The sequence below is a fragment of the Mucilaginibacter sp. genome (assembly GCF_964263795.1).
Taxonomy (GTDB): domain Bacteria; phylum Bacteroidota; class Bacteroidia; order Sphingobacteriales; family Sphingobacteriaceae; genus Mucilaginibacter.
Genome location: NZ_CAXVWK010000016.1, coordinates 227703 through 250949, shown reverse-complemented (window position 1 = coordinate 250949; position 23247 = coordinate 227703). Strand labels below are relative to the sequence as shown.

Genomic DNA, 23247 nt, shown 5'->3' with positions numbered 1-23247 from the left:
AATTATTTGTTAAGTTTTCCTGTTGATTTGATTAATGTGTAATATGCCAGCCCTGCATCAGCCTTAGCTAACTCCAGGTTTATCTGGGCCTGATACAGCAAGGTTTGCGCATCGGCACGGTCTGTAGCCGACGATATGTTGCTGCGGTATTTTGATTCCAGGATCCTGTTGTTTTCCTGCGCCTGGTTAATAGAGGTTTGTAATAAGTTTATCTTATCTACAGCTGCCTTGTAATTCTGGTAGCTTTGGTTAACCTCGTTCTTAACGTTATCTGTAGTAACACCTTTATTGATCACCACTTCCTCACGTTGCAGACGTGCTTCATTAACCTTGTTTTTGTTTGTCCAAAGGTTGCCGAAATTCCAACCAAGCGTTACCCCTAATGATATAGGTGTAATAAAGTTACCGCTCTTTGGTAACGGGTTGCCGGAGATCCCTACATAGTAAGCGCTGCCCGATGCTGATAAAGTAGGCGATAAATTTGCCTTGATACTTTTGATATTGGTTTCGGCAGCCTGTGTGCGCAAGTCAAGTTGTTGCAGTTCCGGCCGGTTAGCCAAAGCGGTATCAAGGTAAGCCGCTAATGGCAATGCATCACGGTTAGGCTCGGTTATTTGTGAAATATTCAGCTGCGTGTTTTCTGGCAGGCCCAACAGGATGTTCATGTTGTAGTTAATGATCTTGCGGTTGCTCTCCAGGTCGATACCATTCAGCTCGATGTTTGAGCGCTGTAGTTGAAAGCGCAGCACATCATTCTTAGTAACCAATCCCTGCTCAAAAAAGCGTTGCGACTGTTTAATTTGAGCATCGATAGTAGCAAGGTTGGCATCAACTACTTTTTTACTTTGCAGTACTTTGTACAAGTTGTAATAAGAGTCGATCACCATATAAGCGATCTGGTCACGGTCGTTCACTGCATCCAGGCGGGCAACCTGTGTAAGCAGGTTGGTAGATTCGCGGGCGTAACGCAAACGGTTACCGGCCCAGATAACCTGGTTTACCGATACGATTCCTAAGTAAGCATTTGCGCTGGTTGGCAGCACAAGGCTCTCTTCGCCAACGTTTAATTTGTTGGCCGGGATCTGCGCGCGATTGTAACCAAAGCTGGCCGATGCCGAAGGCAACGCCTGATCTTTAGCTTGCTCGAACCGGGATACTGCCTGGTCAATACGCGATTGCGAAAGTTTAAGTGTTTTACTGTTGTCGAGGCCAAGCTTCACAGCTTCGTCAAGGGTTAGGGTCCTGTCCTGGGCGGCGGCGGGTTTGGTAAACAGCATAGCTACCAGTAACATAGCAATACTGCCCGCGGCCCTAACAGTTTTGTGTGTTAGGTAAGGTTTCAAAGGGCTATTATTAATTGTTGTCATTTTAGTTTTGTAAATAAGCTTTTAACAGTTTTTTCAAATATGTTTTTAAGCGGGGTTTAAGCTTTTCGTCCTGGTTATCTTTATCCAGTACATCGTAACCAATTACGCGTGACGATATATGAGGCGTGTTAATGATATAGTTTTTAGTGCCGAATATGGTTGCAACCAGCATTTCGCGGTCAACATCTTTACTAAAGTCGCCCGATTTGACCCCGGCGGAAATGATGTCCTGAAATACCACGACATTTCTCATAATTATTTCCGTTATCTTATCAGTAAGCTCTGTTTTTTTTGATTTGGAAATTTCGCGGTTAAGCATAATATGGAAGCAATTATTATTTACAACCTTGTCAATGTAGCTGTCTATATACCTGTCCAGCTTGTCCCAGGCATTGATGCTGTCATCATTACCTATTCCTAATAACAAAGATTGGAAAGTACTGATGCGGCGTTCAAAAATGGCCAGGAACACACCTTCTTTAGACCCGAAGTAATAATTAAGCATGGCCATATTTACACCCGCCTCGCCGGATATTAACCGGATAGAAGCACCATCGTAACCTAATTCTGCAAAAACTTTTTCAGCAACATCCAGAATATGATCTTTCTTATCTGTCTTATCTTTTTCCATTGTCTGATTCATTGCGGCACAAAATTAATCAAACGATTGATTAAAATAGATTTCAATTGTCAGTAATTTGTAAGACCTTGACACACAAAGCAAAATATTTAATCGATCGATTAAATATTGTCCAAAAATAGTTTTGCATGATATAATATTATGGATTACCGTATTTGCATACCCATCTTTACAATATATTTGCTGGTATGAAGCGTTTTTTACCCTCACTTATCTTAACCATACTTTGTCATGTAGCATTTGCGCAAACTGCGCCGCCAATGGATATTGGCACCATACAACAAAACCTTAAAAAGATAAATGTATTAGGAAGCGTGCTGTATATAGCGGCCCATCCCGATGATGAGAATACACGGTTGCTAGCTTACCTGGCTCAGGAAAAGCATTACCGTACCGGGTACTTAAGCCTGACCCGCGGCGATGGAGGCCAAAACCTGATTGGCACCGAACAGGGCGAGCTGTTGGGGTTAACCCGCACACAGGAGTTATTGGCTGCCCGCCGGATAGATGGTGCCGAGCAATTTTTTAGCCGCGTAAATGACTTTGGCTTTTCAAAAACTCCTGAAGAAACCTTAAAATTTTGGGATAAGGATAAAGTACTGGGCGATATGGTTTGGGTAATACGCAAATTCAGGCCGGATGTGATGATCTGCCGTTTCCCTACAACGGGCGAGGGCGGCCATGGTAACCACACCGCATCGGCAATATTAGCGCAGGAAGCGTTTAGCGCCGCGGCCGATCCTAACAAATACCCGGAGCAATTAAAGCATCTACAGGTTTGGCAGGCTAAGCGCCTGCTTTGGAACACCTTTAACTTTGGCACCACCAACACCACCGCGCCAGATCAGTTCAAAATTAACGTAGGCGCCTTTAACCCGTTATTAGGCAAAAGTTACGGCGAAATTGCTGCCGAAAGCCGAAGCAGCCACAAAACACAGGGCTTTGGCAGCGCCAAACAACGTGGCGACGCATTTGAATATTTTAAAACTATTTTGGGCGACGCCCCAAAAACCGACCTGATGGATGGTGTGAACACTACCTGGTCTCGTGTCCCTAGAGGTGAAGCATCGACCAGTGAGATCAACGCAATCAGCAAAAACTTTAATAGTGATGCGCCGCAAGCGTCGGTACCTGCTTTGGTAGCACTGTTAGATAAAGTAGATCTTACTATTGGCACAGACAAAGCTTTGCAAACAGTGCGCCTTACCGCCACCGCCGCTGCAGATTATGAGTACTGGCACAGGCAAAAAACTGCTGAACTGAAAGATCTAATAGCGCAATGTGCGGGCTTATGGTTCGAAGCTTATACCGCCGATCAGTTCTATGCCCTGGGCGACAGCGTTACCGTACGGGCGCAACTTATTAAACAAAGCAATATCCCGGTGGCTTTTAATAAGGTAAGCGCAGTTGTTACTGCTAACGCTCCGTCGGCAGAACTGCCAGAAAACGAGTTACAAACAGTAACATTTAAAATAAAGGCCGAAAAGATAACCCAACCTTACTGGATGGAATCGCCTCACGGCATCGGCAGTTATAAGATCAACGACGATATGAAGGTGGGCAACCCCGAAAACCCCGACGCGCCCGAGGTTACTTATACCTTTACTATAAACGGCAAACAAATAAGCTACCTGCGCAAAGTGGTATTTAAATATACCGACCCTGCCCGCGGCGAAGTTTACCAGCCGCTGGTTATAGCACCGGCTGTAACTGCCGATATTCAAAACAAAGCGTACATTTTTAATAGCCTGCAGCCGCAAACCGTACAGGTTAAGTTAAAAAGCTTTATCAATACCAATGGCAGCATAAGCCTTAAACCGGTTGATGGCTGGAAGATAAGCCCGGCAAAAATTGAATTTTCAGGCAAAAAAAAGGGCGATGAATGGTCGGTTACTTTCAGCGTAACGCCTGCCAGCGGCAAAACCAGCACAGCCGTACTGGAAGCCGTAACAACGGCAAACGGACAGCAGAACGCTTTAGGGCTGCACAGCATCCGCTATCAGCATATCCCTACTATTACTTTTTTCCCGCCGGCGCAAGCCAAACTGGTTAACCTGGATATTAAAACCGGAGGCAAAAAAATAGGCTATATAGCCGGCGCCGGCGACCTGGTGCCTGAAGCGTTAGAGCAGGTAGGCTATGAGGTGCACCAGCTTAGCGAAAATGAAGTATTGAACACTAACTTAGCATCTTACGATGCTATAGTAGTTGGTGTACGGGCATATAACGTAAACGAGCGGCTGGCGGTAGAGCAGCCACGGCTTTTAGATTATGTTAAAAACGGTGGCAACCTGGTAGTGCAATACAACAATAACAACGGTTTGGTTGCGCAGCAATTAGGCCCTTACCCTTTCAGGGTTGTTAACGAGCGGGTTACTAATGAAGATGCACCGGTTACCATATTTGACAATACCAACCCGGTACTTAACTATCCAAACAAAATTACCGCTGATGATTTTAAAGGCTGGGTGCAGGAAAGAAGTGTATATATGGTAAATAATATTGACCCTATGTACAAAGCACCGTTAAAAATGAACGACCCGGGGCAGGCTCCGCAAAATGGCGCTTTGATTGTTGCTAATTATGGCAAGGGGCGCTACATTTATACATCGCTGGTATTTTTCAGGGAATTGCCTGCAGGGGTACCGGGCGCTTTCAGGCTGTTTATAAATTTACTAAGCAACCCTAAATAATGAGATAAACAGGTGGTTTCAATCAAAAAACATGTTAACCCACTATTTTCGCAAATTATTGATTAACAGTTATTTAAAAATATTTTTTTGAAAAAGTGTAAACCTTTGTTAATAGTTAGCATAAAATTAAAGCCTGGAATCAACCGGCTACAACATCATAAAACATATATAACAACTGCATAAATACTTATTGGTATAAATCAATTAATCCCCTATTTTTGCTGACATATAACTAAAAATCATGGCACATCATCATCACGAAGAACAAAAGAACTTTGATTATATTTTTTACCTTGTGGCATTGGTTGCCGGCATGTTTGTAGGCGCCATACTTGAGAAAGGTTTTATATGGATACCTGTTGGGGGTGTTTTTGGTTTACTTACAGCTGCGGTTTTCATTAAGTTTTTAGTGAGAGGCCGTGAAGAGGTCTGAAGATAGCAGCCTCCCCTCATTTATACGTAACTGGAACCAGTTTTACGGCATCGTTGTCGTGTGGCTGGTTTTTTTAATTTTAGTATTTTGGCTCATTACCAAGTCATTTGAATGAGCTTAACCGATTGGATAGTTTTAGGCGGCACCCTGCTGGCCATTGTGTTATACGGCGTTTTTAAAAGCGGCGGTAACAAAAACATCGATCAGTACCTCGGCAGCCGCTCTTTGCCATGGTATCATGTAGGCCTTTCGGTAATGGCCACTCAGGCAAGCGCTATTACCTTTCTTTCTGCCCCTGGCCAGGCTTATAGCGATGGGATGCGGTTTGTGCAGTTCTATTTCGGCCTGCCGCTGGCCATGATCGTACTGTGTGTAACCTTTGTGCCCATCTTCCATAAACTTAAGGTTTACACTGCTTATGAATTTTTAGAGCAACGGTTCGATCTGAAAACCCGCGCGCTTACCTCGTTGCTTTTTTTGATCCAGCGTGGGCTGTCTACCGGTATAACCATCTACGCGCCGTCTATAATCCTATCGGGCATCCTGCACATCAATACCACTTACACCACGCTGTTTATCGGTGGGTTAGTATTGTTTTATACCGTTTATGGCGGGGCAAAAGCGGTGTCGTACACTCAGCTGCTGCAAATGACCATTATTTTTTCTGGGATGTTTTTAGCGGGGGTGTTTGTAGTACTGCTAATGCCGAAGGATATTGGTTTTATTAAATCCATTAAGATTGCAGGCAACCTGGGCCGGATGAACGTTATCGACTGGAAGTTTGATCCGGATAACCGTTACAACATCTGGAGTGGTATCATAGGCGGTTTCTTTTTACAACTGTCTTATTTTGGCACCGATCAAAGCCAGGTAGGCCGCTACCTTACCGGCAGTACCGTTGGCCAAAGCCGGCTGGGGCTGATCATGAACGGATTGTTAAAGATACCGATGCAGTTTTTGATCCTGTTAGTAGGTGTGCTGGTTTTTAGTTTTTACCAGTTTAACCGGCCGCCGGTATTTTTTAATAACTATGAAGTAGAGCAGGTCAAGAAAAGCACTTATGCCCCCCAATTTAACTACCTGGAACGGCAATACACCGAAGCCTTTAAACAGAAGCAACTGAAAGCCGACGAGTTATCTAAAGCTTTAGACAGCAATAAACCGGAGCAGATCGCACAGGCGCAGGGGGCGCTGAAGCTGGCTAATGTGCAATCAGGCATTATCCGGCAGGATGCAATAGCGGTTATCAAAAAGAACAACGACAAGGCTAATGTTGATGATACCAACTACGTATTCCTCACCTTTGTTACTCAGTACTTGCCTAAAGGGTTGATAGGATTGCTTATTGCCATTATTTTCCTGGCATCAATGGGGTCAACCGCAAGCGGGCTCAACTCTTTGGCATCAACCAGTGTAGTTGATTTCTATAAGCGCATTATCAACTCTACCGCTACCGACAAGAATTACGTATACGCATCCAGGCTGGCAACTGTTTTCTGGGGATTGGTTTGCATTGCCATGGCGCTTTATGCCAGTAAAATTGGCAACCTTTTAGAAGCGGTTAACCAATTAGGGTCATACATCTATGGTACCATATTGGGCGTATTTATTGTTGCTTTTTACATGAAATACATCAAAGGAACACCTGTATTTATCGCAGCTGTTATCACAGAACTGATCATATGTATAATGGGCTACTATAATGTGGTAGCCTATCTTTGGCTTAACGCCATAGGCTGTATTGGGGTAATTATCATCGCGTCAGTTTTAAATTTATTCATCAAGCCGAAAGAGGTACAGACCATTAAGGCTTAAACAGTAAAGGGCGCAATTGCTTGCACCCTTTACTAAGATTATTTATACAGATCAACTTTTTGCCTGCCTTATAACAGCTTCATTTAAACGAACATACTCGTCGTCATTACTTTCTTTAGCAAGGCGTACACCTTCCTGGGCTGTGGCAATTGCTTCAGCCTTTTTTCCCATTTTTAACTGGATGCGGGCTTTCCATAATTTGTACCATGGGCCTTTAGGCTCCAGCTTTTCAGCTTCTAAAACCCAGGTCATGGCTTTGTTTAAATCCTTATCATTTTCGTAGTAGTACTGTATAGCGTTAAAGTACGGCCGTTTTTTAACGTCGCCCTGCATCAGTTTATCAATATTGGCGGTGATTTGCGCATCATCATCTGTTTGCATGTGTATAGGCACAGCAGTGTGGTCCCAAACAATATACAAGTCTGTGCTTTTAGTGGTTGAGTTAGCAAACTGCATAGTAAATGTTTCGCGCTTTTCTTTAACCTCAACAGCAGTTACTCTAAAGCGCACCAGGTCGTCGGCTTGTTTGTAACTATAGGCTCCCCATTGTTTGGCTGTTTTGTTCAGAATAATTGTCCACTGTTTTTCACCGGGTATGCTAAATAATGCATATGTACCCGCTGGCACCTTATTACCTTCAATGACAACGTTTTCACTAAAAGTAATGGTAGTTGCATTGTTTGCCCCCGTACGCCACACATCGCCGTAAGGATTTATGCCGCCGAATATTTTACGGCCTTTAACATTGGGACGCGAGTATGTAATGGTGATCTTGCCTAAGCCAAAATCCTGAATGATGGTTTGTGTAGAACTTGCTTCGGGTATTCGGGGTTGTTCCTGGGCAAAAGTAGTGACGCTGCAGCAGGCCATTATTATGGTGCACACGTATCGAAAATATAGCTTCATTTAGTTTTTAATTTACCACTAAGGTAATAATTGTTGAATGAATTTTAAATGAAATGGAAATGGCAGGAAATACCTTAAAAAATAAAAGCCCCCCAGACTTGCTCCGGGGGACTTTCAACCTAAACCTTATCACAATTAACCGGTAAGTTTACCGGTCCGAACTTACTAATACAAATACTATACCAATTCATATTAAAAGTTTAAACTTGCATTAAAAGGCATTTAATTAATGCAGAGGCGGTTAGTAAATTTTTGTGTTGAGTGTCAATAAGACACATTTTGATTTGTTGTAAGCTTTGGTGTACAACAAACGCAACACTTAAGGTTGCTTAATTACCGACTTACGACGCAGGTATGTATCTAACAGAAAAAGGCCCATCACCAAATCAAAAAACAGAAATCCCTTCAAAACAGGGGCGGTAAACAAATTGTTTACTTGCTTAACATTCACTTCAGGCATGGTAATGCCGTCATCAGGCGTGTTCCAATTTACGTTGCTCAACGTCATGACCATCAAGGCAGCTATCGTTATAATAAAAAAAGCTCCTATGGCCAATATGATGCGCTTGTTTATAGCCGACTTTAAAGGCTGCATAGCCTGCTCCGCACGGATGTTTTCCATCACACTATAAGTAAATGCCATCGATGGTTCATCAATCTCCAAGCTGGAAAAATGCTGGTTAAGCTTAAGTAACTCCTCATATTTAACCCGGCAGGCCTCATCAGTTTCAATGAGCATGGCAATGGCCTGGCGTTCCTGCTCTGTGCAGGCGCCATCGATGTAATTCCAAAGCTTTTCTTCAATGCTGTTCATATCAGTTCATTAACTTCGTGTTTCAAATTACGCTCCAGCCGTTCTTTTAAACGCTGGCGCGCCCTAAATAGTTTTACTTTAACGGTGTTAGCCTCAATGCCCAATACCTGTGCAATCTCCTCAAGCGATTGTTCGCCTTTATAAAACATGCTTATTATAATTGCATCATCGGGCAATAACTGGCTTATGGCTTGATTTAAATAATAAGACCGCGATTTATTTTCCACATTATGCTCATCATACCCGCCCGGCCTGTGCGCTATCTGCACATACGATGCATCATCGTCAATCGATGTGGTATCTACCCTTTTCTTTCTCAAAAAAGTCATCGCTGTGGTATAAACGATGGTGTACAGCCAGGTACTGAATTTTGATTGCTGGTGAAATGCACTTAAAGATCTGTAAGCTTTAATAAAGCAGTCTTGTGCAATCTCTTCTGCATCCTCTCGGCTTTTAGCAAATCGCAAAGCGAGCGTAAACACAAAACGCTGATGCCGTTTAATCAGGTCGGCATATGCCGATTGATTACCTGCCACTGTTTGCTCTATCAATTCGATATCCGAAAGCTTGTTCTGCATATTATACATCACCTCTGACTACATGCCGCTGTAATAGGTTACAGATGAATCATGAATATTCGGAGCAATGAGCTAATTAAATCTACAATCGTGTAACATCATTATAAATCTACTGATTATAACAGCTATACCCAATCCGGCAAAAGTTTGAAATTATTTTAGCCGCGGGTGTAACCTCATTAAAAGGCATGTGGTCATAGCTTACAAATACATCAAGGTGGTGTAGTAAACAAAAAATCACACTTAAAATTTTATATCATGGAAGGCAAAGCATTAATACCTATTCTCGTATCCCTTGGATTATTTGCGATGGTATTTGGAATTGTTTATTTAAGAAACCGCGAACGCATGGCAATGATCGAGCGCGGTATGGACCCCCGCAGTTATAAAGCGCAGCCCGCGCCTTATCAAAATCTTAAATGGGGTTTGTTGCTGATCGGATCGGGCCTGGGGCTTTTCCTGGCATACTTGCTTGATCGTACAGTGTTTGTAAATAGCCGTAACGAAAACGAAGCCATCTATTTTGGTTTGATAGCAGTATTTGGCGGTTTGGGCCTTGTGCTTTCTTACAACATCGAAAAAAAGGAGTTGTATAACGACAATAAATAATCGCCTAACAGCTTTAAAAAGGGTTTTTGCTTAGACGTAAAAACCCTTTTTTAGAAATTGGACTGGATATAGGCAGCTAACCTGATCAGCTATAGAAAATTAATCTTACCAGGGAAAGGTACGCTTTAAGGCGTATAAGCAATTGCTGACAAAGGCACACGCTAAAACTGGCAATAGAATCGCATGCGATTTTTGACGCATCTTCTTTATAAATAGCGTTCTTTTAAAATTTGAAGGTGGTGTAATTCATGGCCGGCCGCCATGTAAACTAATGCCTTTACAGATACAGGGTTACCGCTTGCGGTGCCCATTCTATCTAACTGATTGGCGGTAAGGTTACCAAATAAGTATAAATTCGATTCGCGTGTGGCTCTTAACTCGGTGGCAAGGCTTTGTATGGGACGTGAATTGAAATCTGTGTTGTTTACATACACATCCTGATCAAATCCCGGCAGTACAGCGTTCTCTCTTGAAAAACAAAAGGCGCGGAAGGCGAATACCCGCTCGGTATCTATTATGTGACCCAACACCTGCTTTATGGTCCACTTACCCTTTGCGTAAGCATGTTCCGATTGCATTTCGGTCATGTTACTAAATAAATTGTAGGTAGTGGTTTGCAACTGCTCTAACAGCTCCATTACATCAGCACCTCGCGGTACTTTTGATACATAGGTTTCAAAGTAAGCCTGGTATTCGTTAGGCTGTGGTGGATTTATCATTGTTTAAACTTTTTAATACGATCCGGAACGTTGTACCCTTGCCCAATTCACTCTCGCGTACAAAGATTTGCCCGTTATGGTAATTTTGGATCATCCTTTTAGTAAGCGATAGCCCAAGGCCCCAACCGCGTTTGCGGGTTGTATATCCGGGTTGAAAAACAGTATCAAATTTCGACCGCGGGATACCTTTCCCAGTATCGGTGATATCAATATAAACTTGCTTCTTTGCTCGGCTGCCGGTAATGTTCACCTTAATGCTGCCTGTACCATCAATAGCGTTCACAGCGTTTTTCAGCAAGTTTTCTATCACCCAGTCAAATAGCGGTATATTGAGCCCGGCTACAAGCCGGCGGTTACCGGTAAGCTCGAAACTTATCTTATTGCTTACACGCACTTTAAAATAGTCAACAAAATCTTTCACCACTTCGTACACCGAGTGTTCGTCCAGTTTAGGTTTTGAGCCAATTTTAGAGAAACGGTCGGCAACAATCTCCAGGCGGCGCACATCATTTTCCATCTCAGCCATCAGTGGGTCATCCTCGGCGTTGAACTTATCCTTAATTAGCTCTATCCAGGCCATTAACGATGATATAGGCGTACCCAACTGATGAGCGGTTTCTTTAGCAAGCCCCACCCAAACCTGGTTCTGTTCAGACTTGCGCGATGAGCTGAAAGCGGTATAAGCCACCATTAAAAATATGGCAATGACAGTTAACTGAACATATGGAAACAATTTTAGCTGCGTCAGCAACGGCGAATCCTTGTAGTAAACGAATGATGGTACATTAAAAAGCGTAAGCTTAATAGGCTCGTGCTGTTTTTTCATGTATTCCAATTCGTCCTTAAAATATTGCGGGTCGTAAGTTTGTTTGGTTAACTTTAACTCTTCAGCGCTCAGCTTAATGTAGGTTCTAGTAGTATCTAATCCACGCGAAGTAGTAATCTCGCCTTTATCATCAATTACAATGGCAGGCACTGCAGAGCTGTCCCGCACGGCCAATACATAGTTTAAAAAGTCGTTATCGTCTGATGCGGTAACCTGCTTCATGCTCAGCGCCCAGATCTGCGCCCGGGTACGCTCAGATTTCGCTATATTTTTAACCAGGTAACTTGTATAAAATAAAGATCCGCTGGCTATTATTATAGCAAAGCTAAGGAGCAGGTATTTCCATCGGCGTTTTTGTTGGTATGGGTTCATGCTTTGTAAGGGGTTCCGCAGTTTGGGCAAAATACGCAAATGTTTTTAGTTAGGGGTAAGTGCCGGGGTAAGAAAGCTAACGCAATGTTTTTATATTCAGCATTACCAATATTTTAAACCAGGGCTCCAGATTTTTGACATTCGTTCCGCTGCTTTGATGCGAGCGCCTGTAGGCAAGTATAAAGCTGCTAAGGTATTTACCAAAGTCAATTTGCATATCGAAACACTTTTGCTCGTGTTTTACCACATTTTTACGCTTTGCTGAAACTGTTTAAAACCGTTTTAAACCTCACCTGCATTCGAAAGCTTATATTTGCCCTGCAATGTCAGATAAAAAAGTAAGAGTTCGTTTTGCGCCAAGCCCAACAGGTGGTTTACATTTGGGTGGAGTGCGCACCGTGTTGTTTAATTACCTTTTTGCCAAAAAGCACCAGGGGGATTTTGTTCTGCGTATTGAAGATACCGATCAAACACGGTACGTTGAAGGTGCAGAGCAGTATATTTTAGATTGTTTAAAATGGTGCGGCATTACACCGGATGAGAGCCCGGTTGCAGGAGGCCAGTATGCCCCTTACCGCCAAAGCGAACGCAAACCAATTTACCGCGAATACGCTGAAAAACTGGTTGCCGAAGGCCATGCTTATTATGCCTTTGACACGCCGGAAGAATTGGATGCTAAACGTAAAGAAGCGCCTAACTTTCAGTATGGCCATGCACATAGGTACCAATTACGAAATTCGCTTAATCTGCCTTTGCACGAAGTCGAAGCTTTACTACATGCCAATACTCCGCATGTTGTCCGCATCAAGATGCCGGAAGACGATACCATCAGCTTTCATGATATGATACGTGGTTATGTAAGTTTTGACACTAACCAGGTTGATGACAAGGTGCTTTTAAAGGCTGATGGCATGCCTACCTATCACCTAGCCGTAGTAGTTGATGATTACCTGATGAAGATAACCCACGCCTTTAGAGGCGAGGAATGGCTGCCATCGGCACCCGTGCATTTGTTGCTATGGGAGTATTTAGGCTGGAAAGCTGATATGCCGCAATGGGCCCACTTGCCATTAATATTAAAACCCGACGGCCATGGTAAATTAAGTAAACGTGATGGTGCCCGCCTTGGCTTCCCGGTTTATGCTATGAACTGGTTGGATAATAAGACGGGCGAGCTCACGCCTGGTTTCCGTGAACTGGGTTTCCTGCCAGAGGCCTTTCTTAATTTACTGGCAATGCTGGGTTGGAATGACGGTACCGACCAGGAGATATTTTCATTAGATGAACTGATCGAAAAATTTTCTATCGACCGCATTAGTAAAGCCGGCGCTAAATTTGATTTTGAAAAAGCGAAATGGTACAACGCCGAGTGGATAAAACGCACCCCGGCTACAAATCTAAAAACCAAGGTTTGGGAAGTATTGCGCGCAAATGGGTTGAATGTTACTAATGAGGCCTACCTGCTAAAGGTGATAGATATTGTTAAAGAACGCTGTGTTTTGCTGCCCGATTTTTACCAGCAATCCGCTTACTTTTTTCAGCAACCTGTTGATTATGATATCAATTCCGTTAAGCCCAAATGGACGGATGCCAAAACTGATTTTTTCAACAGCCTTGTAACCGCTATACCGGAGTTAGACACCTTTGAACCCGCGGCGTTAGAAACCCGGTTCAAAGCTCTCGCCGAAGAAAAAAGTTTAAAAGTTGGGGATATAATGCTGCCTTTCCGGATCATGCTGGTTGGCGGAAAATTTGGCCCACATGTTTTTGATATTGCTGCCCTGCTTGGCGAAAGTGAAACGGTGATAAGGATTGAAAAAGCACTGGAAGCGTTTACGGCCTAAGGCAAACAAATGCGAGCGTAGGGAGTCATAGCCTCCGTGGCTCTATAGCGAACAACCTATAGCTCCTTCCGCATCACGCAATCGTTCATCCAGTATGGCCCGATGGCGATATCTTCCTGGTAAGCTATTGTAAAGCCCATTCGTTCGTAAAAATCTTTAGCCTTGTTGTGGCGGTTGACGTTTAGCTCGAGGATGTGCTTGCCTGCTTGCCTTGTTCTGTCGGCAACCGTATCAATTAATATTTTCCCATAACCTTTCCCCTGGGTTTTGGGTAGGCAATATAATTTGTGGAGTTTGTAAATTTCGGCATCTTCGTCACGCGGCGAGTATGCTGCAAAGGCAACCGGCTCGTTATCCTCCAGCAAAAGCAAAAAGGATTGCCCGCCATTTTTTACCTGCTGCCGTATCTTCTCCGGTGCATAAATGGCAGCCAGCATGTAGGTAACCTGATCTTTTCCTAACAGCGGCGCGTAAGTTGGCCACCAGGTATCATTAGCTATCTGCAAGATAGCGTCAACATCGTTAACCGTAGCTTCCCTGATCAAATACATTGTTGCCTTAGTGGTTTTCTTCGCTGTCTATCTCAAACGATGCTGTGCTTTGGCCCACACCAAAGTATTCTTCCAGTTCAGATAACGTTGATGAACTTGTAGCGATATCTTTAATGATCCTGCCTTTCTCCATCAACAAAATACGCTCGCAAACATCGGTAACGTGGTTAAGGTCATGACTGGATACAATAGTGGTAACGCCATGCTTTTTATTTTGTTCTTTCAGTATATTTTTTAGCCTGAATTGTGTACTCGGGTCAATATTGGCAAAGGGTTCATCCAGCATTAACAATTGCGGCTTCTGCAGCAGACAGGCACCAACCCCAACCTTGCACTGGTTACCTTTACTTAAATCACGTATGTACTTACCTTTTTTAAGGATCTCGCCGTTGAAAAAATCCGTCATCCCCAACAGGTCCTGATCTACCTCGCCTTTAGTTTTGCCGTGCAGGCCACCTATAAAATACAGGTATTCTTCCGGCGTAAGATAATCTATCAGGAAACCTTCATCCAGGTAAGATGCGGTGTAATCTTTCCATTCTTCGCCGCCAGCAACCGGCTTACCGTTAGACAGCACTTCACCGCCTTCCGGGCGTATCAAATCAAGCACCATTCTAAACAATGTGGTTTTTCCGGCGCCGTTATTACCAACAAGGCCAATACTTTCGCCTGCCTTAATTTCCAGTTCCGGTACATTTACAACAATTACACCGTTGTAAACTTTTTTGAGGTTGTTTATCTGTATCATGGTTATTTGTTTCTGAAGCCTTCGGCTATTTTAAATCGTTTGCTATAAAAATCGGCTTCCAGCTTTTTGATCCAGAAGTTACGGGTAATAATAAAAAAGATGCCTACAACGGCTAATGCAGCAAAGCCCATATCCGGCTGCTTTAAAAATTTAAAGGGCAGATAGACAACGTAAGGCAATAATAAGAGCGGGAACGACAATAGCAATTGTGTTGCGCCAACGCCCTCCCAGTTAAATGATGCACCTTTAGACAGGTCGATGCGCTTATAATTGCGGTTGGCAAAAAACAGTACAATGGTAGTATTTACACCCAGGTTCCATACGTACATAATAAAGTGTATCAGTACCACTTTCCATCCAAAGTAAGCGTAAGGTACGGTTAGCAAAAATGCCACAGTTGATACAATTGTAAACAGCAGGTATTTAGCTTTTAAAAAGTCGGAGAATTTTATCTTGCTTACCAGCAACCCATCGAAATGTGAAGCCTGCCAGCTAAACATAAATTGCCCGTAGTTAATAATGAATATACCTGTCATAAACATCCCTACAAACACTTTCATACCATCCCCATAAATAGATTGGGTGTAAAATATTAATCCGTAAAACATGAATACCAGCCCCATGATCAATGCCGAGCGCGAGCGCTTGTTACGCAGGATTAATTTGATCTCGTTAGCCGTCAGGTCGCCAACGCTGCCAAAGCGGTCAAGTAGCGGAATTTCGGTACTGCTTTTATAGGCTGTAACTTTTTTAGAGCTTAGCTCCTCCAGGTAAAGGTTGCCCTTAAGATAGATGAAGTTGATATAGTACATGGCTACAGCCAGCACCAAAGGGATAAGTGCTAATACCGGTATGGTTATCACCCTACCAAAAAAAGCATAAGAAACCTGGCGCAGCGAGTATAAGTGCCAAACATAGTCGGCTGAAGTGATCAATACCAACACCGCGCCTGCGGCTAAAAACACCCAGCCGTTTAAGTTTGCCTTGCGCTTAATATACATGGCCAGGTAATTATTAAACAAGGCCAATGCTATAATTGATATAAAAAACGCCAGGGCTACCAGCGCTCCGGATGCCGGCAAGATAACTTTCAAAATAAAAGGCCCAAAGACAACAATTGGCCACAAGTTAAAAAAAGATAGCAGGGCGGTAAGCGCCAGGTAGCCTACCACTGTATTACGTTTTACCGGTAAATGTAAATAAGGCTGCACCTTTAATGTTGGCAGCTCCTGTAATTGCATGCGCATGAGCAAATCAAACAAATAGTAAACCAGCAAAATACCGCAGAATGATGCCGTAAGATCTACGCCGGGGAATGCTTTATATAAAATTTTATCTAAAAACACCCCGAGGGCCAATACATATAAAAACAGTATAAAGATGAGTATCCCCATCACTATTTTTATGGCAACGCTTTTACCTGTGTTGGTGGAGCGCCAAAAGGATTTTAATTCGTGATTAAAAAAGGTTGATATCATTTTAGGTTAGTTGAAAAAGTCGGAGTGATGTTTACGATAGTACCGGTTGATGATGATTGAAAATACCGGAATAAGCAAAAACGCTGCGTAGGCCAGGTAAAGATTAAGGAAGGATAAAATTGCCGCGAACAAAAAAACGGCCGGTGCAATAGCCGACCGCTGCTGATAAAACCTTACTATTTTAGTATTACGCAGATCGATGCTGAGTTTGTATTTAGGGTTGCTTACCACCGTAAGCAGCCGGTTATTCATAAAACCGGTAAAGCAGATGTTCAGCACATAAAAGATGAGCGGGATACGCAAACCGTTTACATAATATTCGCTAAAAAATGCCGAGCTGAACGGCATCAATACAATGGATAGTAAAAACCAAAGATTTACCCAAAGCAGCTTTCCATTATAATTGGTAACATAACCAAACAAGCGGTGATGAAAGATCCAATACCGGCCTATTACAAAAAAGCTTACCAGCAACCCTATAAATTTACCTATCAGCAAGCCTAGCGCCTCGAGCATTTTGCTATCCGTATAGGGATGCTCAATTTCGGGTACTTTAATTTCAATAATAAGTAAGGTGATAGCTATAGCGAAAACAGCATCACTAAACAGCGCAATCCTGTCCAGTTGGAACTTTTTGTGATGAGAATCGTCCTTGATCATGTAATAGGGTTTCCGTATTGGAAAATTAGCCTTTTTTAAACATCGACGCAAGCGTTAGTTAAAATTTAACCCATAGGTTAATACTTATAACGGTCGCCCCAAAGTTTTTTAAGCTTTTCTTTTGATTCATTCTCGCGCGCGTTGTTACCGGGTTCGTAAATTTTAGTTCCGCGGATCTGTTCGGGTAAAAAATCAAGGTCGGCGAAGTTGCCTTCGTAGCTGTGCGCGTATTTGTAATTTTTACCGTAACCAATGTTCTTCATAAGTTTGGTTGGTGCATTGCGCAAGTGCAGGGGCACAGGCAGGTCGCCGGTTTGCTTAACTAAAGCAATGGCAGCGCCAATTGCAGTTGTAGCAGAGTTACTTTTTGGGGATGTGGCTAAATAGATTACCGTTTGCGATAAAATGAGCTGCGACTCTGGCATACCTATTTTATTTACAGATTCAAAACAAGCCTGCGCTAGTAGCAGGGCGTTAGGGTTGGCGTTCCCTATATCTTCTGATGCCATTATTAACATGCGCCTGGCAATAAACAAGGGATCTTCGCCGCCTACAATCATACGTGCCAGCCAGTAAACTGCGCCATTAGGGTCACTGCCCCGCATAGATTTTATAAAGGCCGAGATAATATCATAATGCTGCTCTCCAGTTTTATCATACAAAGCCATGTTTTGCTGTACGTGCTCCAACACTACATCGTTGGTTAGTGTTATTTGCTTACTATCGAACGCATTTACCAGCAGCTCGAAAATATTGAGCAACTTTCGCGCATCACCTCCGCTTAAGCGTAATAGTGCTTCATGCTCTTGAAGTACGATATCTTTGTCTTTCAGCACCACGTCTTCTTTCATGGCTTTATCAAGCAAATCTAAAAGGTCCTGCTCGGCCAGGTGCTGCAAAATGTAAACCTGGCAACGCGACAGCAATGCTGAGATCACTTCGAAAGAAGGGTTCTCTGTAGTGGCACCAATCAATGTGACGATACCCCTTTCTACTGCGCCCAAAAGGGAATCCTGTTGAGATTTAGAGAAACGGTGGATTTCATCTATAAACAAAATAGGCAGCGTTTCGCCTTGCTCTTTTAATAATGATGCCTTTTCTATTACCTCCCTTACATCCTTCACACCAGAATTTATAGCGCTTAGTGCAAAGAACGGCCTGTATAATGATTGCGATATGATGTAAGCAAGTGTAGTTTTACCAACCCCCGGCGGCCCCCAAAACAGCATGGATGGTAATGTGCCGCTTTCAATTGCTTTACGCAGTACGGCTCCCGGGCCAACCAAGTGTTTCTGGCCAACATAATCGTCCAGCGATTTGGGGCGCATGCGTTCGGCTAAAGGAGGCAGGTTATTCATAAAGTAAAAATGAGAGATTTAGAGGCAACTTCCTAATAAGCTAAACGAGATTATGCTTTTGCCACCTGCTGAACCGTAAAAAATACATGACATCAGCCTAATGCCATAAATTTTTTTAAACTTTAGCTTTTAATCAAGTTCAAGTATGATATTAACTTTACCTCGTAAAACCCTATGGGTGGCGCTGGCTATAACGGCGTTCTCGGCACAGGCACAAAAAAAGCAGCTCACCACCGGGCAAATGCTTAAAAACGAACCCAATAAGGTTGTAGCCCCTATTCCTGCCATTAACGGTTGGGCCGACGATACCCACTACATAAAAGCAGCTGCAGGTCGCCGTGGCGGTAACGGCACATCGGTTGATGTACTTACCGGTGCAGAGACACCATATACACCGCCGCCTGCTAAAGGTACTACGGTATCTGTACATGATAAGGACGTTTATCTTAAAGCGGTTGACGGTACGGAAACGCGCCTTACTAAAACTGCTGATATTGAGCAAAACCCTCAGCTATCGCCCGATGGTAAAAAGGTTGCCTTTACCTTTGGCGGCAACCTGTACCTGATAGATATTGCAGGTGGAAAGACATCGCAGCTAACAACAGATGGTACAGATGTGATCTACAACGGTTACGCTTCATGGGTTTACTATGAAGAGATCCTTGGCCGCCCTACCCAGTACAGGGCATTTTGGTGGTCTCCGGATAGCAAGCACCTAGCCTGGATGCACTTTAACGATACCAAAGTGCCCATGTTCCCTATATATAACTCTGAAGGGCAGCACGGCTTTACCGAGCTAACCCGTTACCCCGAAGCCGGCGACCCCAATCCGGAGGTTAAAATGGGCTTTTATAATCTTGCTAACAACAAAATTAGCTGGGCTGATTTTGATGAGAAGGCCGATACCTATCTAGGCACACCATTTTGGTCGCCCGACGGCAGTTCATTGTGGATGCAGTGGATGAACCGGGATCAGAATAATCTTAAGATCTACACGGTTAATCCAACCACTGGCGCTAAAAAAGAAATCTACGACGAAACGCAAAAAACCTGGCTTGATTGGTTTGATGATATCAACTTCTTAAAAAACAATCAAGGTTACATTGTTAAAAGTGATAAAAGTGGCTGGATGCAATTATACTGGTATGGCATGGATGGCAAATTGAAAACGCCTATCACAAAAGGTAATTATACAGTTACCAACTTAACTTATATTGATGAAGCCAATAAGTTAGTTTACTTTACTGCCCGCAAAGAGAATTCGGCCCGGGTGGATTTTTATAAAACAGGCTTTAATGGAAAAGGCCTTGCGCGCCTAACTGCCGGCGATTATAACCACACTATCAGCCTGTCGCCTAATGGCAGTTATTTTACCGATAGCTATTCAAATGTATCTACACCTACCAAGCTGGCGGTTTATGATAATAAGGGCAAGCTCATTAAAGAGATTGCCGACGCTAAAGGTGCTGAGTATGCTGACTACGAATTAGCTACCACGCAATTGATACGTGTAAAAACCACGGATGGGTTTGATTTACCAATGACCGTTATGCTGCCTACCAATTTTGATGCGACCAAAAAGTATCCGGTCATCATCAGCATTTATGGCGGCCCTAACGCGGGTACGGTGATGGATACCTGGCGTTTTAGCGGCCAAAGCCAGTGGTGGGCAAAAGAGGGTGTAATACAGGTTGCAATGGATCACCGTGCATCCGGCCACTTTGGTAAAATGGGACAAAACTATATTTACAAAGACCTAGGTAAATGGGAAATGGCCGATTATATCACCATGGTTAAAGAATTGGAAGCTAAATACAGCGTTGATCCGGCAAGGGTGATGATAACTGGTGGCAGCTATGGTGGCTATATCACCGCTTACGCCTTAACCTATGGTGCCGACGTATTCACGCACGGAATTGCCAATTTTGGAGTAATGGATTGGAGCCTTTATGATTCTCATTACACCGAGCGCTATATGGGTACGCCTAAAAATAATGCTGAAGGTTATAAAACCAGTTCTGTATTAACCTATGCTGATAAGCTAAAAGGAACACTGCGCATTGTTCATGGAACTATGGATGACAACGTGCACATGCAAAACAGTATTCAGCTGATCTCGAAATTGCAGGACCTGGGCAAAAATTTTGAATTTATGCTATATCCAGGCCAACGCCACGGCTTCCGCGATCCAGCAAAGGCAGCACACAGCACTTTAGAAAGCAATAAGTTCATCTACAAATACCTGCTAAATAAGCCGTTTCCTGAAGAGGAGTTTAAACGTCCGGCAGCAGCAAGATAATGATTAAAACCCTCTTTAACCGGAGGGTTTTTCTTTTAGCATTATTAGATTAATTTTAAAATCACCTTCAACTTACCTTTATTCAATATTTTTATGTTGACCATTTGCAATTAATCAAAATTAAATTTGGTTTACTGAAACAAAACAGCCAAATTTACGTAATATAGATAATTAACAGATTGTTCACTTAAAACACATTGCTATGTTAAAGTCGTATCAATCCATGTATGTGCTAATGTACAGGTGGAGCTTTAAAAATTTCGGACAAGGGAAAAGTTTGCCCCAGTTTAAATCAATGTTCAATGTGAGCTTTCTGCTTGTCGTAGTATTGGCCAATACTATGGTACTAACCAAGCTAATGATAAAAGCTAATTGGATAGTTATGGACCAATACTCTTACCTGGCTATAATTTTTGGTGCTGTATTATTTATGCTGCTTAACCATTTTATGCTGCTTAACAACCGTTGGTTAAATTCAATTAACACCAGGCTCGCTACAGTTAGCCGTCGCAATATGAATATGTTCTCTGTCCTGCTGTTAGTAAACGTAATGTTTGCCTGCAGCCTGTGCTTTATATAATTTTGAAAGTTTTAGTCAATCAAAAGAGATAGCCGCTGGCTATCTCTTTTTGTTTTGTAAGCCGGCTTAGTCCCTTATAGTATTCCGCATCCAATATCAGCCGAATAAAATCTATATTCGCTTTGGCAACCACCAGGGTCCTTTTATGAGGGGAGATAAAGAATTTAAGGTCAATAATTTCGATTTACTAAGGCTGTTGGCGGCTATTGAGGTGGTGTTTGATCATTACTTTCAGCACCTTCGCATCCCGATTACTCATACTGCGTTAAAGGTTCTTTACCTGTTCCCTGGCGTGCCGGTGTTTTTTGTGATCAGTGGATACCTTATTTCGGCGTCGTACGAACGAAACAATTCTTTAAAGACCTATATGCGCAATAGGGTATTGCGGATCTACCCGGGATTATGGGGCTGCCTGCTCATTACACTGATCATTTTCTCTTTAACCGGAGTTAATTTTCTGAACCGGCAAACCCTTGGCTGGCTGCCCGCACAGTTACTCGGCTTTATTTATACCCCTAACTTTTTATCGGGCTACGGTTTTGGTTCGTACAACGGCAGCTTATGGACAATACCTATCGAACTGCAATTTTACATTATGTTGCCTTTGTGTTTTTTGCTTGCGCCCAAACGCAAAGTAAATGGTTGGTTTGTCGGCCTGTTTATCATTTTCCTGGCATTAAACCTTGCGTATCAGTTGACGGACATGAGCGATAAGGTAACCAAATTGATCCGGTATACTTTTATACCTCACTTTTACCTGTTTCTGGTAGGGGTTATATTCCAGCGGCTGCGCATTTATAGCTCTCGGTTTATTTATGGTAAGGCGCTTTATTGGATAGTACCATATTTTTCTTTTAGCCTATTTTTTTTCGACAGGATGGATGCTGTATACTTTACAGTTATACAGTACCTTTTCCTGTCCTTCACATTATTGTCGATGGCCTACACCTTACCAACCATAGCTGATAAATTGCTGCGTAAAAATGATATATCCTACGGGGTGTACATATACCACGGGTTAATTCTTACAGTAATTGTTGAAATGAAATGGTTACCCTATATTAACTTACCGGTTGTTCTGGCAGCCACTTCTGTAATGGCTCTATTATCATGGTTTTTTATTGAAAAACCCTTTCTCAAAAAAAAGGCTCGTACTATTCACCAGGTTTCATGATTTTGATGCCTACAAACATATTTCCCATAAAATTAAACGGGCTGAATAATGTGTAGATAAGTTTGGCAACGCTTAATTGCATCGACTTTGGAAATTTGCTGGCCAACTTAGATACCGCCAGACCATGGTCCCAAAAGCGTAATACTTTTATAGGCGCATAATCTTTAAGTAAGTAGCTTTTAACCACCTGTGTGAAGGTTTTTTTATCCCACCGAAAAACATAATTGATGGCGTCGCCCTGTACTTCCCATTCAGTACCTATTAAATTGCCAATGAGGCTATCATACGGTTCTATTACGATAACCGCTTTTCTGGCCACCCGCAGCATCTCTGTAAAGCCGGATACAGGCCTTGGCAGGTGATGCAATCCATCCTGCACAACTACCAAATCGTAGGAGTTGTCGTCAATGTCCAAGCTTTCGCCGTTAAGCATAATTGTTTTTATTGTCGGGTCAAATTCATTACAGATCTTGAGTGAATTCTCAGATATGTCGCTAACCGTAACATCTGCAAAGCCATTCTTTTTAAAAAAGATCCCTTCGCCGCCTACTCCTCCGCAGGTTAACAGCACACTCCAGTTTTTGTAATCAGCATCAAAATCCTTTAATACCTCCAGGCTTTTTAGCAGGCGCCTGTCGCGAAGGTAGCGTGTCAGCGGGTCAGGAGTTATATGGAAATCAAACTCCGATTTTTGTTCGGGTGCATAGATCTCCTCGTAAGCATTTTGCTGTTGTTTAACCTGCTCAAGCATCTGATAAAAAGTTTGTGAACAAGGTAAGGATT

General features: G+C 42.9%; 21 protein-coding genes. 8 read left to right on the top strand and 13 right to left on the bottom strand.

Annotated elements, in window-relative coordinates; all coding sequences use genetic code 11:
• Positions 1–2: 2 nt before the first annotated feature.
• On the bottom strand, positions 3–1343 hold the full coding sequence (locus tag ACE5CV_RS02605; protein WP_374948593.1) for a TolC family protein: 1341 nt from the start codon (positions 1341–1343) through the stop codon (positions 3–5).
• Positions 1344–1368: 25 nt separating this feature from the next.
• Positions 1369–1998 (bottom strand): TetR/AcrR family transcriptional regulator, encoded by a 630-nt coding sequence (locus tag ACE5CV_RS02600; RefSeq protein WP_374948592.1) that lies wholly within the window; start codon positions 1996–1998, stop codon positions 1369–1371.
• 197 nt (positions 1999–2195) lie between these two features.
• Here ACE5CV_RS02600 and ACE5CV_RS02595 point away from each other — a divergent pair, with 197 nt between their 5' ends.
• The 3 genes from ACE5CV_RS02595 (at position 2196) to ACE5CV_RS02585 (ending at position 6948) form a co-directional block, all read left to right on the top strand.
• Positions 2196–4700 (top strand): PIG-L family deacetylase, encoded by a 2505-nt coding sequence (locus ACE5CV_RS02595; RefSeq protein WP_374948591.1) that lies wholly within the window; start codon positions 2196–2198, stop codon positions 4698–4700.
• A 241-nt stretch (positions 4701–4941) separates the two neighbouring features.
• Positions 4942–5133: a hypothetical protein gene (locus tag ACE5CV_RS02590; protein ID WP_374948590.1), complete on the top strand. Its 192-nt coding sequence runs from the start codon at positions 4942–4944 to the stop codon at positions 5131–5133.
• 111 nt (positions 5134–5244) lie between these two features.
• Positions 5245–6948 carry a sodium:solute symporter gene (locus ACE5CV_RS02585; RefSeq protein ID WP_374948589.1) on the top strand — a complete coding sequence of 568 codons (1704 nt, stop codon included), beginning with the start codon at positions 5245–5247 and terminating at the stop codon, positions 6946–6948.
• A 51-nt stretch (positions 6949–6999) separates the two neighbouring features.
• On the opposite strand, the gene ACE5CV_RS02580 is transcribed toward ACE5CV_RS02585, so the two are convergent.
• The 3 genes from ACE5CV_RS02580 to ACE5CV_RS02570 all read right to left on the bottom strand — a co-directional run bounded on the left by ACE5CV_RS02580 (position 7000) and on the right by ACE5CV_RS02570 (position 9246).
• On the bottom strand, positions 7000–7854 hold the full coding sequence (locus ACE5CV_RS02580; protein WP_374948588.1) for a DUF2911 domain-containing protein: 855 nt from the start codon (positions 7852–7854) through the stop codon (positions 7000–7002).
• Between the two features lie 319 nt (positions 7855–8173).
• A complete protein-coding gene (locus tag ACE5CV_RS02575; protein ID WP_374948587.1) occupies positions 8174–8668 on the bottom strand; it encodes an anti-sigma factor family protein in 495 nt (164 codons plus the stop codon).
• On the bottom strand, positions 8665–9246 hold the full coding sequence (locus ACE5CV_RS02570) for an RNA polymerase sigma factor (RefSeq protein ID WP_374948586.1): 582 nt from the start codon (positions 9244–9246) through the stop codon (positions 8665–8667). Before ACE5CV_RS02570 ends, ACE5CV_RS02575 begins: the two co-directional genes overlap by 4 nt.
• A 258-nt stretch (positions 9247–9504) precedes the next feature.
• Between ACE5CV_RS02570 and ACE5CV_RS02565 the strand changes: the two genes are divergently transcribed.
• On the top strand, positions 9505–9855 hold the full coding sequence (locus ACE5CV_RS02565; RefSeq protein ID WP_374948585.1) for a DUF6249 domain-containing protein: 351 nt from the start codon (positions 9505–9507) through the stop codon (positions 9853–9855).
• A 206-nt stretch (positions 9856–10061) separates the two neighbouring features.
• On the opposite strand, the gene ACE5CV_RS02560 is transcribed toward ACE5CV_RS02565, so the two are convergent.
• Positions 10062–10574, bottom strand: a complete 513-nt coding sequence (locus ACE5CV_RS02560) for a DinB family protein (RefSeq protein ID WP_374948584.1) — start codon at positions 10572–10574, stop codon at positions 10062–10064.
• Positions 10552–11772 (bottom strand): sensor histidine kinase, encoded by a 1221-nt coding sequence (locus tag ACE5CV_RS02555; RefSeq protein ID WP_374948583.1) that lies wholly within the window; start codon positions 11770–11772, stop codon positions 10552–10554. The genes ACE5CV_RS02560 and ACE5CV_RS02555 overlap by 23 nt, the downstream gene beginning before the upstream one ends.
• A 323-nt stretch (positions 11773–12095) precedes the next feature.
• On the opposite strand from ACE5CV_RS02555, the gene gltX reads away from it, so the two are divergent.
• Complete coding sequence (gene gltX / locus ACE5CV_RS02550) at positions 12096–13616, top strand: glutamate--tRNA ligase (RefSeq protein WP_374948582.1); 1521 nt, start codon at positions 12096–12098, stop codon at positions 13614–13616.
• A gap of 56 nt (positions 13617–13672) precedes the next feature.
• Here gltX and ACE5CV_RS02545 read toward each other — a convergent pair whose 3' ends face one another.
• The 5 genes from ACE5CV_RS02545 to ACE5CV_RS02525 form a co-directional block, all read right to left on the bottom strand.
• Positions 13673–14167 carry a GNAT family N-acetyltransferase gene (locus tag ACE5CV_RS02545; protein WP_374948581.1) on the bottom strand — a complete coding sequence of 165 codons (495 nt, stop codon included), beginning with the start codon at positions 14165–14167 and terminating at the stop codon, positions 13673–13675.
• Between the two features lie 7 nt (positions 14168–14174).
• Complete coding sequence (locus ACE5CV_RS02540; RefSeq protein WP_374948580.1) at positions 14175–14915, bottom strand: ABC transporter ATP-binding protein; 741 nt, start codon at positions 14913–14915, stop codon at positions 14175–14177.
• A 2-nt stretch (positions 14916–14917) separates the two neighbouring features.
• Entirely contained in the window at positions 14918–16393 is a 1476-nt protein-coding gene (locus ACE5CV_RS02535; RefSeq protein WP_374948579.1) for a DUF5687 family protein, read from the bottom strand.
• A 6-nt stretch (positions 16394–16399) separates the two neighbouring features.
• A complete protein-coding gene (locus ACE5CV_RS02530; RefSeq protein ID WP_374948578.1) occupies positions 16400–17053 on the bottom strand; it encodes a TMEM175 family protein in 654 nt (217 codons plus the stop codon).
• Between the two features lie 77 nt (positions 17054–17130).
• A complete protein-coding gene (locus ACE5CV_RS02525) occupies positions 17131–18411 on the bottom strand; it encodes a replication-associated recombination protein A (RefSeq protein WP_374948577.1) in 1281 nt (426 codons plus the stop codon).
• A 145-nt stretch (positions 18412–18556) separates the two neighbouring features.
• On the opposite strand from ACE5CV_RS02525, the gene ACE5CV_RS02520 reads away from it, so the two are divergent.
• The 3 genes from ACE5CV_RS02520 to ACE5CV_RS02510 all read left to right on the top strand — a co-directional run bounded on the left by ACE5CV_RS02520 (position 18557) and on the right by ACE5CV_RS02510 (position 22464).
• A complete protein-coding gene (locus tag ACE5CV_RS02520; RefSeq protein WP_374948576.1) occupies positions 18557–20710 on the top strand; it encodes a DPP IV N-terminal domain-containing protein in 2154 nt (717 codons plus the stop codon).
• Between the two features lie 202 nt (positions 20711–20912).
• The gene (locus ACE5CV_RS02515; RefSeq protein ID WP_374948575.1) at positions 20913–21290 is read left to right on the top strand and encodes a hypothetical protein; all 378 of its coding nucleotides are present in this window, start codon (positions 20913–20915) and stop codon (positions 21288–21290) included.
• Between the two features lie 145 nt (positions 21291–21435).
• The gene (locus ACE5CV_RS02510) at positions 21436–22464 is read left to right on the top strand and encodes an acyltransferase family protein (protein ID WP_374948574.1); all 1029 of its coding nucleotides are present in this window, start codon (positions 21436–21438) and stop codon (positions 22462–22464) included.
• Here ACE5CV_RS02510 and ACE5CV_RS02505 read toward each other — a convergent pair.
• Entirely contained in the window at positions 22445–23215 is a 771-nt protein-coding gene (locus ACE5CV_RS02505; protein WP_374948573.1) for a class I SAM-dependent methyltransferase, read from the bottom strand. The two genes, ACE5CV_RS02510 and ACE5CV_RS02505, sit on opposite strands and share 20 nt — an antisense overlap.
• Positions 23216–23247: the final 32 nt, after the last annotated feature.

What these genes read in the sequence shown, in the direction of transcription:
- ACE5CV_RS02600 (WP_374948592.1), bottom strand. Translation starts at nt 1,998, where the DNA reads ATGGAAAAAGATAAGACAGATAAGAAAGATCATATTCTGGATGTTGCT.
- ACE5CV_RS02595 (WP_374948591.1), top strand. Translation starts at nt 2,196, where the DNA reads ATGAAGCGTTTTTTACCCTCACTTATCTTAACCATACTTTGTCATGTA.
- ACE5CV_RS02590 (WP_374948590.1), top strand. Translation starts at nt 4,942, where the DNA reads ATGGCACATCATCATCACGAAGAACAAAAGAACTTTGATTATATTTTT.
- ACE5CV_RS02585 (WP_374948589.1), top strand. Translation starts at nt 5,245, where the DNA reads ATGAGCTTAACCGATTGGATAGTTTTAGGCGGCACCCTGCTGGCCATT.
- ACE5CV_RS02580 (WP_374948588.1), bottom strand. Translation starts at nt 7,854, where the DNA reads ATGAAGCTATATTTTCGATACGTGTGCACCATAATAATGGCCTGCTGC.
- ACE5CV_RS02575 (WP_374948587.1), bottom strand. Translation starts at nt 8,668, where the DNA reads ATGAACAGCATTGAAGAAAAGCTTTGGAATTACATCGATGGCGCCTGC.
- ACE5CV_RS02570 (WP_374948586.1), bottom strand. Translation starts at nt 9,246, where the DNA reads ATGCAGAACAAGCTTTCGGATATCGAATTGATAGAGCAAACAGTGGCA.
- ACE5CV_RS02565 (WP_374948585.1), top strand. Translation starts at nt 9,505, where the DNA reads ATGGAAGGCAAAGCATTAATACCTATTCTCGTATCCCTTGGATTATTT.
- ACE5CV_RS02560 (WP_374948584.1), bottom strand. Translation starts at nt 10,574, where the DNA reads ATGATAAATCCACCACAGCCTAACGAATACCAGGCTTACTTTGAAACC.
- ACE5CV_RS02555 (WP_374948583.1), bottom strand. Translation starts at nt 11,772, where the DNA reads ATGAACCCATACCAACAAAAACGCCGATGGAAATACCTGCTCCTTAGC.
- gltX (WP_374948582.1), top strand. Translation starts at nt 12,096, where the DNA reads ATGTCAGATAAAAAAGTAAGAGTTCGTTTTGCGCCAAGCCCAACAGGT.
- ACE5CV_RS02545 (WP_374948581.1), bottom strand. Translation starts at nt 14,167, where the DNA reads ATGTATTTGATCAGGGAAGCTACGGTTAACGATGTTGACGCTATCTTG.
- ACE5CV_RS02540 (WP_374948580.1), bottom strand. Translation starts at nt 14,915, where the DNA reads ATGATACAGATAAACAACCTCAAAAAAGTTTACAACGGTGTAATTGTT.
- ACE5CV_RS02535 (WP_374948579.1), bottom strand. Translation starts at nt 16,393, where the DNA reads ATGATATCAACCTTTTTTAATCACGAATTAAAATCCTTTTGGCGCTCC.
- ACE5CV_RS02530 (WP_374948578.1), bottom strand. Translation starts at nt 17,053, where the DNA reads ATGATCAAGGACGATTCTCATCACAAAAAGTTCCAACTGGACAGGATT.
- ACE5CV_RS02525 (WP_374948577.1), bottom strand. Translation starts at nt 18,411, where the DNA reads ATGAATAACCTGCCTCCTTTAGCCGAACGCATGCGCCCCAAATCGCTG.
- ACE5CV_RS02520 (WP_374948576.1), top strand. Translation starts at nt 18,557, where the DNA reads ATGATATTAACTTTACCTCGTAAAACCCTATGGGTGGCGCTGGCTATA.
- ACE5CV_RS02515 (WP_374948575.1), top strand. Translation starts at nt 20,913, where the DNA reads ATGTTAAAGTCGTATCAATCCATGTATGTGCTAATGTACAGGTGGAGC.
- ACE5CV_RS02510 (WP_374948574.1), top strand. Translation starts at nt 21,436, where the DNA reads ATGAGGGGAGATAAAGAATTTAAGGTCAATAATTTCGATTTACTAAGG.
- ACE5CV_RS02505 (WP_374948573.1), bottom strand. Translation starts at nt 23,215, where the DNA reads ATGCTTGAGCAGGTTAAACAACAGCAAAATGCTTACGAGGAGATCTAT.